General features: G+C 61.0%; 15 protein-coding genes. 8 read left to right on the top strand and 7 right to left on the bottom strand.

Annotated elements, in window-relative coordinates; all coding sequences use genetic code 11:
* Nucleotides 1-287, bottom strand: a 287-nt coding sequence (locus tag HEP69_RS07030; RefSeq protein WP_290557845.1) for a GTP-binding protein, incomplete at its 3' end; no start/stop codon positions are given.
* 131 nt (nt 288-418) lie between these two features.
* Nucleotides 419-1,093, bottom strand: coding sequence for a hypothetical protein (locus tag HEP69_RS07035; protein ID WP_290557846.1), 675 nt, complete (start codon nt 1,091-1,093; stop codon nt 419-421).
* Between the two features lie 122 nt (nt 1,094-1,215).
* On the opposite strand from HEP69_RS07035, the gene HEP69_RS07040 reads away from it, so the two are divergent.
* Nucleotides 1,216-2,589, top strand: a complete 1,374-nt coding sequence (locus HEP69_RS07040) for a cytochrome P450 (protein WP_290557902.1) — start codon at nt 1,216-1,218, stop codon at nt 2,587-2,589.
* 99 nt (nt 2,590-2,688) lie between these two features.
* On the opposite strand, the gene HEP69_RS07045 is transcribed toward HEP69_RS07040, so the two are convergent.
* The gene (locus HEP69_RS07045; RefSeq protein ID WP_290557847.1) at nt 2,689-5,025 is read right to left on the bottom strand and encodes a DNA topoisomerase IV subunit A; all 2,337 of its coding nucleotides are present in this window, start codon (nt 5,023-5,025) and stop codon (nt 2,689-2,691) included.
* A 201-nt stretch (nt 5,026-5,226) separates the two neighbouring features.
* On the opposite strand from HEP69_RS07045, the gene HEP69_RS07050 reads away from it, so the two are divergent.
* The 6 genes from HEP69_RS07050 (at nt 5,227) to HEP69_RS07075 (ending at nt 9,559) form a co-directional block, all read left to right on the top strand.
* A complete protein-coding gene (locus tag HEP69_RS07050; RefSeq protein WP_290557848.1) occupies nt 5,227-5,838 on the top strand; it encodes an SH3 domain-containing protein in 612 nt (203 codons plus the stop codon).
* Between the two features lie 60 nt (nt 5,839-5,898).
* Complete coding sequence (locus HEP69_RS07055) at nt 5,899-6,732, top strand: SDR family NAD(P)-dependent oxidoreductase (RefSeq protein ID WP_290557849.1); 834 nt, start codon at nt 5,899-5,901, stop codon at nt 6,730-6,732.
* Between the two features lie 101 nt (nt 6,733-6,833).
* Nucleotides 6,834-7,028 carry a twin transmembrane helix small protein gene (locus HEP69_RS07060; RefSeq protein WP_290557850.1) on the top strand — a complete coding sequence of 65 codons (195 nt, stop codon included), beginning with the start codon at nt 6,834-6,836 and terminating at the stop codon, nt 7,026-7,028.
* Nucleotides 7,029-7,043: 15 nt separating this feature from the next.
* A complete protein-coding gene (locus HEP69_RS07065; RefSeq protein ID WP_290557851.1) occupies nt 7,044-7,616 on the top strand; it encodes a cob(I)yrinic acid a,c-diamide adenosyltransferase in 573 nt (190 codons plus the stop codon).
* 255 nt (nt 7,617-7,871) lie between these two features.
* Nucleotides 7,872-8,630 (top strand): electron transfer flavoprotein subunit beta/FixA family protein, encoded by a 759-nt coding sequence (locus HEP69_RS07070; protein WP_290557852.1) that lies wholly within the window; start codon nt 7,872-7,874, stop codon nt 8,628-8,630.
* A complete protein-coding gene (locus tag HEP69_RS07075; RefSeq protein WP_290557853.1) occupies nt 8,630-9,559 on the top strand; it encodes an FAD-binding protein in 930 nt (309 codons plus the stop codon). The genes HEP69_RS07070 and HEP69_RS07075 overlap by 1 nt, the downstream gene beginning before the upstream one ends.
* Nucleotides 9,560-9,703: 144 nt before the next feature.
* Here the strand turns inward: HEP69_RS07075 and HEP69_RS07080 are convergent, their stop codons facing one another.
* Nucleotides 9,704-10,507, bottom strand: coding sequence for a DUF6473 family protein (locus HEP69_RS07080; RefSeq protein WP_290557854.1), 804 nt, complete (start codon nt 10,505-10,507; stop codon nt 9,704-9,706).
* A gap of 158 nt (nt 10,508-10,665) precedes the next feature.
* Here HEP69_RS07080 and HEP69_RS07085 point away from each other — a divergent pair, with 158 nt between their 5' ends.
* Complete coding sequence (locus HEP69_RS07085) at nt 10,666-11,547, top strand: 3-hydroxybutyryl-CoA dehydrogenase (protein ID WP_290557855.1); 882 nt, start codon at nt 10,666-10,668, stop codon at nt 11,545-11,547.
* A 124-nt stretch (nt 11,548-11,671) separates the two neighbouring features.
* Here HEP69_RS07085 and HEP69_RS07090 read toward each other — a convergent pair whose 3' ends face one another.
* The 3 genes from HEP69_RS07090 to HEP69_RS07100 form a co-directional block, all read right to left on the bottom strand.
* Nucleotides 11,672-12,550 (bottom strand): lysophospholipid acyltransferase family protein, encoded by an 879-nt coding sequence (locus HEP69_RS07090; protein WP_290557856.1) that lies wholly within the window; start codon nt 12,548-12,550, stop codon nt 11,672-11,674.
* A 69-nt stretch (nt 12,551-12,619) separates the two neighbouring features.
* Nucleotides 12,620-12,889: an HPr family phosphocarrier protein gene (locus tag HEP69_RS07095; protein WP_290557857.1), complete on the bottom strand. Its 270-nt coding sequence runs from the start codon at nt 12,887-12,889 to the stop codon at nt 12,620-12,622.
* A gap of 38 nt (nt 12,890-12,927) precedes the next feature.
* Nucleotides 12,928-13,320, bottom strand: a complete 393-nt coding sequence (locus tag HEP69_RS07100; RefSeq protein ID WP_290557858.1) for a PTS fructose transporter subunit IIA — start codon at nt 13,318-13,320, stop codon at nt 12,928-12,930.
* Between the last annotated feature and the right edge of the window lie 2 nt (nt 13,321-13,322).

The following is a 13,322-nucleotide window of genomic DNA, read 5'->3' on the forward strand; positions in this document are numbered from 1 at the left end:
TGTGTTTCTGGTGTGTGTGCCTGCGAATGTACGAGTGAGGAGGCTATCATGTTTCTTTTTTTTTCAAGCAGATAGCGGCATGCGCGGTTGCGAGATTCCACATGCGCTCGGAGATGTTGATCCCCCACCGCCTTTTCCTCGGGCGCACCATCAATCTGGTCATACGCTTTGAAATCGCCGAAATACTTCGTGATCGCAGCCGTCAGCGTCGTCTTGCCGTGGTCAACGTGACCAATCGTGCCGATGTTTACATGCGGCTTCGTGCGTTCAAACTTTTCCTTTGCCATGTCCTGTGGCGCCCTTTTGTCAAATGGGTCGCATGACCCGGTTGCGTCTGCGCGGGCGGAATATTGGGTTCGGACGAGAAAATCAAGCGCCTCCTGTGGGCGTTTGGCCAACCCCGGCGGCAGGCCCGAGCCTAGCTTTCTTCGAGGATTTCCGTCACCGAGGTCTCAGCGCCGCCCCTGGCCGTTCCAGCACCGTCCGTCGCGGCTGAACTGACCCCCGAAGCGGTCTCTCCAACGGCCTCCGCCGAAACCTCGGAGCCGGGTTTGGACGCGAACCAACCCTGTTCGCGATGCTGGCGTGAGAGCCACTTTTCCAGCTCACGGGCGGCGTTGAATGACAGGTTGGCCAGCTGCTCTTCCCCTGTGCTGGTCAGGCCGGACCCCACGATGAACCCCTCACCCAAGCTTTCGAAGACCAGGAGCTGATGCGGTTTCTCATTCAGCTTCTTGCCCTCGGCGTCATCCCAAACGGTGATGTTGAGCACCACCGCAGATTTCGGCGTGGCCACCAAGGGCACACCCGGTGGGGCCAGCGCGTATCCTTCAACGGAGATCCCGAAATGATAAAGCTGATCGCCCTCGTACCGCCCGAACCGGTCCTCAAAGGCGGCGGTCAGACCCTCGACCCATTCCTCTTGCGTTGCCTCGCGTGAAACAGGGACTTTCTGCATCTTGGAGGCGATCACGATGTTATGGCCCAGCCGGAACGCGCCCAGATCGGCGCGGGAGGTCTCGTCAATGGTCTGATTGCCCGCACATCCCGCAAGCAGGGCCAATATCGAAAAAACTGCCAGAAGTCGCGGCATCCAAATCCCCAAACCTAATGTCGGTCGGACCCTAATCCCAAACCGTTCGGGGTGCAAACCTTTGCCGGGCGGTAATCGACCCCATATAGCAGCCCATGGCCGATATCAGCGGAACCCGTCCGATGCCTGAGCAATCCACCACCGATGCGCACCCTGTTGCCGTCCCTCTGGTCACCCGTCCGATGGGGCTTTGGCAAAGCTTGCAGGCCACGCGCCGCAACGTCGTCTCGATCATTCCCCAAGTGGCGACACGCCAGCGGATCGTGTCGGGACGCACGGGCACGCGCTGGCATATGGTGACCGACCCCGACGCGATCCGCCGGGTCGTTCTGGAGCGGGTGGAGATTTATCCCAAATCGGTCGTAACCAAGGCCTTGCTCAAACCGGCAATCGGTGACTCGCTCTTTATCGCCGAGGGCGCCGACTGGCGCTGGCAGAGACGCACCGCCGCCCCGGCTTTTTCCCATCGCAACGTGATGAACCTGGCCCCGATCATGACAGGCGCCGCCGAGCGCGCGGCGCAGCGTATTGCGCGCGCGGGCCCGCAGCGGGCGGTCAACCTCTTTGACGAGATGGTGGCGGCGACCTTCGATGTGATTTCGGATGTTACCTTCTCGGACGGCAGCTCATTTGACCGCAACGCGATCCACACCGCGATTGAGGCCTATATCAATGAAGCGGGAAAAGTCTCTCTCTTCGACATTCTGGGCTTTCCCGGTTGGATCCCACGCCCCGGTCGGGTGCTGTCGGGGGCCGCGATGGCCGACATGAAACGGGCCGCCGATACCGCGATCAAGGCGCGCGCAGTGCGGGGTCCCGGCGATGTACCTGACCTTCTGGACCTCTTGCTGCAAGGCGAGGACCCCGAGACCAAGCGCCGGATGACCACGGCCGAACTGCGCGACAATCTCTTGGCTTTTTTCGTGGCCGGGCACGAGACGACTGCCTTGTCCCTGAGCTGGGCGCTCTATCTCTGTGCCTTCGATCAGGACGTGCAGGACCGCGCCCGGGCCGAAGCGCGCGCCGTTCTGCCGGGCGCGCGCGCCGCCACGGGCGCCGATCTGGCAGAGCTGCCCTTTGTCCGGCAGATCATAGACGAGGCGCTCAGGCTCTATCCTCCGGCCGCCCTCGTCTCTCGCACCGCGCTGGCCAAAGACAACCTTTGCAACACGATGATCGAGCCCGGCGACACCGTGATCCTGCCATTCTATGCGTTACATCGTCATCACCGATTGTGGGAGGCGCCTGACGCGTTTCGCCCTGACCGGTTCGCCAATCGCAAAGCCATTGGTCGCTATGCCTATATGCCGTTCGGCGATGGGCCGCGCATCTGCATCGGTGCCAGCTTCGCGTTGCAAGAGGCGGTGATCATTCTGGCCACGCTGCTGTCGCGATTCCGGTTCATGCCGGTGCCCGGACGCGATCCCAAGCCGGTGATGATCCTGACCCTGCGACCCGAAGGCGGTGTGTGGCTTATGGCCGAGCCTGTAACCTGAACCGCCGATGACCGGCTGTGCAAAAGCATAGCTGCAGCCACGGGGCGGCCGGCGCGCCAGCGCCTGCATGTCGTGCGGGCGCCAGCCCGCTCCTTTGGATCAGGCGAACTTGTAGTTTTTGGGAAACCCATGCGGCGGGCGTTTTCCGACGCCTGCGCGCTTGCCCAGCCATTCGGTCATGTCGGGCTCATGCCGGGTCTTGCCTCCACCCATGCCCCAGCGCAGACCTTCCTCCCAGGCGAAGGTCGTCACATCCGACAAGCCGCCATCAAGCTCCAGCGCACCCTGCTTGCCGCGCGCCATGTTGTATTTCTGAAGGCGCACACCTTTACCACGGCCCATTTCCGGAAGCTCCGCCAGCGGAAAGACCAGGAATTTGCCGTTTTGCGAGACCACCGCCACGTGATCGCCCGCCACGTGGCGGACCACAGCGGCCCTGTCCTGTCCCTTGACGTTGAGGACCTGTTTGCCGGTCCGGGTCTGGGCCACCACATCGGTTTGCGGGACAACAAACCCGTTCCCCTCGGTCGAGGCTACAAGCAGACTGGCGCCTGGTTCATGGATAAACAGATCGATAATCTCGGCCTCGTTGGGCAAATCGACCATCAGGCGCACCGGCTCGCCCATGCCGCGCCCGCCGGGCAGGTTCGCAGCGCTCAGTGTGTAAAACCGCCCGTTCGACCCGAACAGCAGCAGCCTGTCCGTCGTTTCCGCATGAAAGATGAACCGCGCAGCGTCGCCATCCTTGAATTTAAGCTCTCGTGTGAGGTCGATATGGCCGGTCATCGCGCGGATCCAGCCCATTTGCGAACAGACCACCGTGATCGGTTCCCGTTCGATCATTGCCTCCAGCGGCACCTCCTCGACCTCGCCCGCCTCTTCCAGCAGGGTGCGCCGCGCGCCGCCCGGATAGCCCTTGCCAAAGGTCTTGCGGATCTCGCGCAGCTGATCGGCGATCTTGGCCCATTGCAGCGCCTCACCCTCAAGCAGATCCTCAAGGGCCGCGCGCTCCTCCATCAGGGCCGCCTGTTCGCGCAGCAGTTCGAGCTCTTCGAGCCGTCTGAGAGAGCGCAAGCGCATGTTCAGGATCGCATCGACCTGCGTTTCGCTTAGCTCACCGTCACCCGGCGCGGGCGGGACGTAATCGGCCTCCGTCATTGCGCGAACATGGGTCTTGGACCAATCCTCGCGCATCAGCCCCGCCTTGGGATCGTCGTCATAGCGGATGATGTCGATCACCCGGTCGAGGTTGAGAAACGCAACGATGAACCCTTCAAGCACCTCAAGCCGGTGATCGATCTTCTCCATCCGGTGCATCGACCGGCGGATCAGCACCTCGCGCCGGAAATCCAGAAAAGCGCGCAGCACCTCTTTCATCGAGCAAACGCGTGGCGTGACCCCGTCGATCAGCACGTTCATATTCATCGAGAACCGCACCTCCAGGTCGGAGTTGCGATAAAGCAGGCCCATCAGCACTTCGGGGTCGACATTCTTGGAGCGTGGCTCCAGCACCATGCGGATGTCATCGGCGCTTTCATCGCGGATATCGGCCAGGATCGGGATCTTTTTGGTCTGGATCAGCTCGGCTATCTTTTCGATCAGCCGGGATTTCTGCACCTGATAGGGGATTTCGGTGACGACGATCTGCCACTGACCGCGGCCCAGATCCTCGACCTCGTACCGGCAGCGCAGCCGGAATGCACCGCGCCCGGTGCGATAGGCCTGCGCGATGGTCTCGCGGTTGTCCACGATGATGCCGCCGGTCGGGAAATCGGGCCCCGGGACGAAATTCAGCAACGTGTCATCGCGCGCATCGGGCGTTTTGATCAGGTGCAGGCAGGCATCGCACAGCTCGGCGATGTTGTGCGGCGGGATGTTGGTGGCCATGCCCACCGCGATGCCCGAGGCACCATTGGCCAGAAGATTGGGAAACTGCGCGGGCAGCACCACCGGCTCGGTCAGCGTGCCGTCGTAATTGTCCCGGTAATCCACGGCATTTTCGTTGAGACCCTCCAACAGGGCTTCGGCAACCAGCGTCATGCGCGCTTCGGTATAGCGCGCCGCTGCTGGATTATCGCCGTCGATATTGCCGAAATTGCCCTGCCCGTCGACCAGCGGATAGCGCACGTTGAAATCCTGCGCCAGCCGCGCCATCGCGTCATAGATCGCCGCATCGCCATGCGGGTGATAATTCCCCATAACATCGCCGGAGATCTTGGCCGATTTCCGAAATCCACCGCCACTGGCGAGCCTGAGTTCACGCATCGCGAACAATATGCGCCGATGCACCGGTTTGAGGCCGTCACGCGCATCCGGCAAGGCGCGGTGCATGATCGTCGACAGCGCATAGGTCAGGTACCGCTCCCCGATAGCACGGCGCAGCGGTTCAGATACCTCGGATGGGTTGATGTTGGGGTCATCCACCAAATCAGTCATAGATGATGTGATACGCGCCCACCCGCAGGTCGTAAAGGCACCCGGCACGCCGTTTGCCATATTTTGTCGGCCTGTGCGAGGATAAGATATTCATCGCTAAGACATGGTTTCGAATCGACTTTTGCTGATAAGACTGGGAACCAGTCCGACTTGTACGCGTTCATTAGCCGAAGGAAGACAACGCCCTGGGGGGGCTGTATTATGAATAAATATATTTTCGTGAGTTTCCTATTTATGGGCTGGGCCTTTTTTGAGCTGAGCGGGGGCACCGATTTCGTGCCCCGCAAGGCCGAATTGATCGCCGCCGCCGAAGCCGCACAGCAAGCCGAAGCGCAAGCCCGCTTGAACCGCATCGCGGCGCGAGCGGCACCGGTGGACCCTCCGGTAACCCAGCCAAGGATCGTCCAGGTGCGCCTGCGCGAAACCGCTCCGGTGGCCGCGCCGGTGCGGGATGTCGACACCCCCATCCTGGAACACGGCCCGGCAGACCCAAATCAGGATCAGCCGACGCTGATCTCACTGGAACAGAGCGCGTCACTTTTTGCGCGCCCGCTGACACAGTTCGATGACATTGCGGTATCTCAGACGCCCATCCTGTTGCAACGCAACATCGACATTCGCGAGGTGGCCGGATCACGGGTGAATATGCGCAACGGCCCGGGCACCGGATTCGGCGTTTTGACCAGCTTGCCCCGCGGGACAGAGGTCGAGGTGATCGGCAATGATGGCACCGGGTGGGTCAAACTGCGCACCCTGGAAGATCAAACCGTAGGCTGGATGGCCGAGCGATTGCTGACCGCGCCGACCGGCTGATTGCCAAGGCGCTGGATCCACGTCACAACGGGCGCCATGAGGTCACAACGGGACATGCTCATGGCGCAGAAATCCATTTTGATCACCGGATGCTCCTCCGGCATCGGTGCGGACGCGGCCCGCGGGCTGCAGGCGCGTGGCTGGCGCGTGTTCGCCTCCTGCCGTCGGGCAGAGGATTGCGCGCGGTTACGGGCCGAAGGATTTGAGAGCCCACGCATCGATTACACCGACACGGTCAGTATCACCTCGGGTCTGGCCGAGGTGCTGGAGGCCACAGGCGGCACGCTGGACGCGCTTTTCAACAACGGAGCGCACGGGTTTTTCGGAGCGGTCGAAGATCTGCCAACTCAGGGCTTGCGGGAGATTTTCGAGACCAATTTCTTTGGCTGGCACGAACTGACCCGGCAGGTCCTGCCGGTGATGCGTGCGCAAGGGCACGGGCGGGTGCTGCAATGTTCATCCGCTCTGGGATTTACCTATATCCAATGGCGCGGCGCCTATGCCGCGACCAAACGCGCGCTGGAGGCGATGAGCGATACGCTCAGGATTGAAATGCGCGGCACGGGTATTGATGTTGTGCTGATCGAGCCTGGGCCCATCACAACGATGTTTCGCGAAAAGGGCATCCCGTTCTTCGAGCGCTGGATCGACTGGGAATCCTCCCCCCGTCGCGCGCAGTATGAAAACGGGCTGATCAAACGGCTCTATGAGGGGAGCGGCAAGCCCGATTTGTCCGAGCTTCCAGCCTCGGCCGTGACAGCCAAGGTGATCCGCGCGCTGGAGGCGCCCCGTCCCAAACCGCGCTACAAGGTGACATGGGCTACATATCTGGCCGCTGGGCTGCACCGGGCGCTGCCAGATCGCGCGCTGGATGCCATCGCATCGCGCATCTGACGCGGCACGCGGGCGCGGGTCCGACAAAACCGGTTCGCTTTTCGCGCCTGGGCCGCTAGATGAGCGGGGACACGTAACATGGCCAGTCAGGGAGCGTGACCTTGGATCCGCTATTCATTCTTATCCTTCTTGCGATCACCGCCGTAGTCATTGTCCTGATGATCGGCATCGGCGGCTTTGCCAAGGGTGGTGCGTTCAACCTTAAATACGGAAACAAGATGATGCGCCTGCGCCTGCTCGCGCAGTTTGTGGCCGTGATTCTGATCATGGCCTACGTGTATTTCAGCAGACAATAACGAGAGGCGGCCCAAATGGTTGTTCTGAACAAGATCTACACCAAAACCGGAGACGCAGGGGAAACCGCGCTTGGCAACGGCGCCCGCGTAGCCAAGCACGCCATGCGGGTGACCGCCTATGGCACCACGGATGAGCTGAATTCCTTTGTCGGCATGGCACGGCTGGACGCGACCGCAGAGATGGACACGCAGCTTGAGCGCATTCAGAATGACCTTTTCGATCTGGGCGCGGATCTATGCCGTCCGGACATGGAAATGGATGCCGAAGCCGAATACCCGCCCCTGCGTGTCGTTGCCGCCCAGGTGGTCCGCCTGGAGAGGGAGATTGATGCGATGAACAACGATCTGGACGCGCTGCGCAGTTTCATCCTGCCGGGCGGCTCGCGTTTGGCCTCGTCCCTGCATGTCTGTCGCACTGTCGCACGGCGCGCCGAACGCCTTGCCGTGGAGCTTGCCACGATGGAAGCGGTAAACCCCGAAGCGGTCAAGTATCTGAACCGGCTGAGCGACTGGTTCTTTGTCGCGGCCCGAACGGCCAATGGCGGCGGCAAGGATGATGTTCTGTGGGTGCCAGGGGCCAACAGATGACCTAAGGCTGATTTGGGGTGCAGAAACTGACACAGTTTCTGGCCATTTTCTGAGTCAGAAAATGGTGGCTCTCTGTGTGATTGACGACAGCTTGCCTTACGTAAGCCTTCGCCACGTCAATTACGCGACGTCCACAGACCGAAAGATGACGATTTTGCCCTGTTTCCCAAGGCCACTGCCCGGTATCAACGGCGCGAACTGAACCAAAAGCCCGAGTCGATGCCAGACCGGGCCTATGTGAGGAGAAAGACGCATATGAAGGTATTGGTACCTGTCAAACGCGTGATTGACTATAACGTGAAGGTGCGCGTGAAAGCGGACGGTTCGGGTGTTGATCTTGCGAATGTGAAGATGTCGATGAACCCGTTCGACGAGATTGCCGTCGAAGCGGCCATCCGTCTCAAAGAGGCCGGTAAGGCCGATGAGATTGTCGCGGTGTCCGTTGGGGTCAAGCAGGCTCAGGAAACACTGCGCACGGCGCTGGCCATGGGCGCGGATCGCGCGATCCTGGTGGTTGCCGCCGATGACGTGCATACCGATATCGAACCGCTTGCGGTCGCCAAGATCCTCAAAGGCGTCATTGACGAAGAACAGCCCGGCCTGGTCATCGCGGGCAAGCAGGCCATCGACAACGACATGAACGCCACCGGCCAGATGCTCTCGGCGCTGCTGGGCTGGAGCCAGGCGACCTTTGCGTCCGAACTGGACGTGGACGGCGACAGCGCCGTTGTTACCCGCGAGGTCGACGGCGGTCTGCAAACGATCAAGGTCACGATGCCCTCGATCGTCACCGTCGATCTGCGCCTGAACGAGCCGCGCTATGCCTCGCTGCCCAACATCATGAAGGCCAAGAAAAAGCCGCTGGATGAGAAAACCGCCGCCGATTACGGCGTCGATGTCACACCACGGCTCGAAGTGGTCAAAACCGAAGAGCCCGCGGCGCGCGCCGCCGGGATCAAAGTGGGCTCGGTTGACGAGCTGGTCGAGAAACTCAAAGAAGCGGGGGCTGTATAATGGCTGTTCTTCTGCTGGCTGAAATCAACGATGGCGAGCTGTCGATGGACGCAACCGCCAAGGCCGTGACGGCGGCGACGCAACTGGGTGCCGTGACCGTTCTGGCCGTGGGCGCCACCTGCGCGGCCGCTGCGGCCGCGGCGGCGACCATCGAGGGCGTGTCCAAGGTGCTGTGCGCCGAGGATGCGCTTTATGGCAAGCGTTTGGCCGAACCGGCCGCGGCGCTGATCGCCTCGCTTGCGGGCGATTACGAACATATCGTGGCACCTGCGACGACGGATGCGAAAAACATCATGCCGCGCGTGGCGGCTTTGCTGGATGTGATGGTGATCTCGGACGCCTCCGGCGTTGTCGACGGCGCCACGTTCGAGCGCCCGATCTATGCCGGCAACGCGGTGCAAACGGTCAAATCGTCGGATGCCAAGAAGGTCGTGACCTTCCGGACGTCGACCTTTGATGCGGCAGGTACCGGCGGTGCGGCTGCGGTCGAAACCATCGCCGCAGGCGACAATCCCGGCCTCAGCGAATGGGTCGAGGACAAGGTCGCGGCCTCCGACCGCCCCGAGCTGACCTCGGCCGGTGTCGTTGTGTCGGGCGGTCGCGGTGTGGGCTCCGAAGACGACTTTGCCATGATCGAAAAACTGGCCGATAAGCTTGGCGCCGCTGTCGGCGCGTCGCGGGCCGCGGTCGATTCCGGCTATGCTCCGAACGACTGGCAAGTCGGCCAGACCGGAAAGGTGGTTGCCCCCGACCTTTACATCGCGGTCGGTATATCGGGCGCGATCCAGCACCTGGCGGGCATGAAGGACAGCAAGATCATCGTGGCCATCAACAAGGACGAAGAGGCCCCGATTTTCCAGGTCGCCGATTTCGGCCTGGTCGCGGATCTCTTCGACGCCGTGCCCGAGCTGACCGAAAAACTCGGCTAAAGCTCAAGGCATCGTCCAATGCACCTCCCCGCCGATCCTGTCGGCGGGGGTTTTTTTGGCGCCCAGCTCCGTCGATCCCAAACTGCCGGTATCACCGGCCCTGTTCCAGGTGCACCGATCACCTCGGCGGTGCCGTGCCATCTGTCAAAGGTGATCCTTCAACACAGGCTGTAGGGCAGAAGCGATTGCTTGATGGGCCGAGACCCCGAGCATTTCCGCAGCAATGGCCCCCTCCGTCGGACCGACCACCATACCTTCTTGGTTTTCACCGGCCCGCGCCACAGACACCTCGACAACAGCCTGCGCCGTATCGGCCACATCCTGAACCATGTCCGCACCGATAAAGAGCGGCTCGGCCCCCAATCCCACCGGAACTGCATCTTTCAACCACAGCAGAATGACCGGGCCATCGATTGTGCCGAGCAACAGCTTCATGCGCGCGACCCAGGCCTGCTGCATCTCCGACCGGATCAGACCGAACCGCTCGGGCGACACCATTTGAAGGGTCGACAGCATATGCCGCACAAAACTGAAATCGGTAAAATCAACCTCACGAAATATCGTCTTCAACGTCTCCGACGGGCCCAGAAACCGGTCGTTGCGCCTTGGATGAACCCGGTAGTACCGATTGGACATGTACTGCGCGCCCATCACCTGGACGACCGTCATCCGTGCGCCCTTGGCCAGCGCCATCACATCGCTGTCATACAGAAACGCATCCAGACCGGCGTTCTGGCACCCAAGGTTGATCACCGGCATGTCCAAGGCCCGCTCGACCAGATCGCTGAACGGGGTCGCAACAAACCTGCCATAGGTTTCGGTCCCGCCGATCATTGCCACATAGGCATCAGCCGGGTCTTTCTTTGGACCACGGAAGACCAGTTTGGACAGGCCGTAGCGACACGGATCATAGCCGAGCATATCTACCCGACTTGCTGCATAACTCATCGGAGCCACCCTGATTTTTCACCCGCACCAAGGAGTCGCACACAAGCCTTACGAATTCGCTAAGCTATGCATTTGAAAGAATGCGGGAACTCTTGCCTCCTCTTGCTGAGGGTCGGCCTTGCCCCTATGGTCGGCCAGGCGATCAGCAGGGGGATCAGATGGCGAAAGATATCCGCACAATCGGCGTCGTTGGGGCCGGACAGATGGGCAACGGCATCGCTCATGTGATGGCGCTGGCCGAGTTCGACGTGATGTTGACGGATGTCAGCGAGCAGGCCCTGAAAGACGCGGTGACCCAGATTGAAAACAACCTCGCCCGCCAGGTCGGGCGTGGCAAGGTCAGCCAAGAGGCCATGACCGCCGCGCTGGCACGCATCTCAACCACCCTGTCGCTGCCGGATCTGGGCCAGACTGATCTGGTCATCGAAGCCGCGACCGAACGCGAAAGCGTCAAACAGGCGATTTTTGAAGATCTGCTGCCGCATCTCAAACCCGACACGATCCTGACCTCCAACACCTCGTCGATTTCGATCACGCGGCTCGCCAGCCGCACGGATCGACCCGAGAAATTCATGGGGTTTCATTTCATGAACCCTGTGCCCGTGATGCAGCTTGTCGAGTTGATCCGCGGCATCGCCACCGATGAAGAGACGTTTCAGTCCTGCAAGACCGTCGTCGACAAGCTGGGCAAGACGGCCGCCAGCGCCGAGGATTTTCCCGCATTTATCGTAAACCGCATCCTGATGCCGATGATCAACGAAGCGGTCTATACGCTCTATGAAGGGGTCGGGTCGGTTAAATCCATTGATCAGTCGATGAAACTGGGTGCCAACCATCCGATGGGTCCGCTGGAGCTGGCCGATTTCATCGGGCTGGACACCTGCCTGGCCATCATGAACGTGCTGCATGACGGGCTTGCGGATACCAAGTACCGCCCCTGTCCGCTTCTTACCAAATATGTCGAGGCGGGCTGGCTGGGCCGCAAAACCGAACGCGGATTTTATGACTACCGGGGCGATCATCCGGTGCCTACCCGGTGACGGATACTGCGGTTTGTGGCAGATGGAACCGCTCGATACCCACCTCATGGCCCGGATGTCCGGAACTGGCCGCCGCGCGGCACGCGCGCACTAAAATCCTGTGCGGCGCAGCCGCTCAATTGGATCAGGACGGGCCGGTCTTACCCAGCGACAAGGTATGTTCGCGCAGCCAAGCCATGAACCCGCGTGGGTCCGTCTCCAGCGGCTGCATTTGTTCCTCTGTCAGAGGCTTGCCCACAATGGGCGCCTGCGGTTTGTTGCAGGACCGAACAATCTCATGGAGCAGCAGCCCCTGCCGGAACACCGGAGAAATCCGGTTGGCGATTTGATACGCGCGCGAATTCGAGCCCGGGAAAAAGATCGGCACCACGCGTGCGCCCGACCGGCGGATCATCTTGGCGGTAAAGACGTTCCATTCCCGCTCAACCGCCGGGCCGAACCAGCTGTCCGATGACATCACCACGCCCGACGGGAAAAGGGCCACCACGCCACCGTCACTCAAATGCGCCATCGTCTTGGCCCGCATCTCGACCATCTTCTTTTGCGCCTCGGGGTCGTGTGGAAACGGAACCGGGATCATGAAAGACGTCGCGGCCTCATCCAGACCGGTCAGAACCGACCGGGTCAGGATACGATAATCCAGCCGCACACGCCCGATCAGATCGGCAAAGATCATGCCGTCCACCATCCCATGTGGGTGATTGGCCACCACGATGACCGGTCCGTCCTTTGGAATGTTGTTCAGCTGTTCTTCGGGCGTCAGCAGGTCAATGCCCATCGTGTTGAGCGCGCCGCGCCAGAATCGCTGGCCCCGATAGCTCGCATTTTGTTTCTCGAACTGGTTGACCATCCTGAGGATGGTCAACTTGCCCGTCATCCACTCAATGGCCTTGATCGTGTTGGCCGTCAGCGCATCGTCAAAGGAATTGGCATAGGTCAGCGAACGCCGGTCATAGACCTCACCCGTTGACGGCTCGGCCTTGGCCCCGTCTCCGCGCGTCACGCGTCTGGTTCCGTTTTGTGCCGTGTCCACCAAGTCTTTCACCCCGTGCGTCCACCTCGTGGCACGCCCTCAGTAGCCTTCGCCAAACTTGTCCGCCACCAGAGCATCCAATGCCTCAGCGAGTGCTTCAGCATCGGGCCCAGAGGTTTCCACGTCAATACTTGACCCTTTCGACGCCGCCAACATCAAAAGTCCCATAATACTGTCACCCGACGCAGACAAGCCATCGCGCGAAACTTCTGCCGTTGCGTCAAACCCCTCGACCACTTCGACCAACTTGGCCGACGCGCGGGCGTGCAGCCCTTTTTCGTTAACGATTTCCAGTGTGCGGCGTACCATGTAACGCGGTCTTTCTTCTCTGTCCTGTCGGATTTTTCTTATCCAGCCCCGACATTCTGACTGTCGATATATTTCTTTCCGGCCTCCAGCGCGGCCCTCACGGCGTCGCTTACAGGCTTGTGGCGGGATTTGGCCAGTTTGATCAACATCGGCAGGTTGGCGCCGTAAATAATGCGGCGATTGTCGGGTCGACAGGCCCGCAGCGACAGGTTCGATGGAGATCCCCCAAAGAGATCCGTCACCACGACCACGCCATCCCCGGTATCCACGGCATCGGCAGCGGCGCAAATCTCAATCTGTTTCTGTTCGCGATCATGAACGGCTTCGATGGCGATCGCGCGAATGCCCGGCTGGGCACCGACGACATGTTCCACCGCCGCCAGATACTCTCTGGCCAGCCCGCCATGTGCCACGATCACAATTCCGATCAAGC

This window comes from Aestuariivita sp. (assembly GCF_021404545.1).
Lineage (GTDB): Bacteria > Pseudomonadota > Alphaproteobacteria > Rhodobacterales > Rhodobacteraceae > Aestuariivita.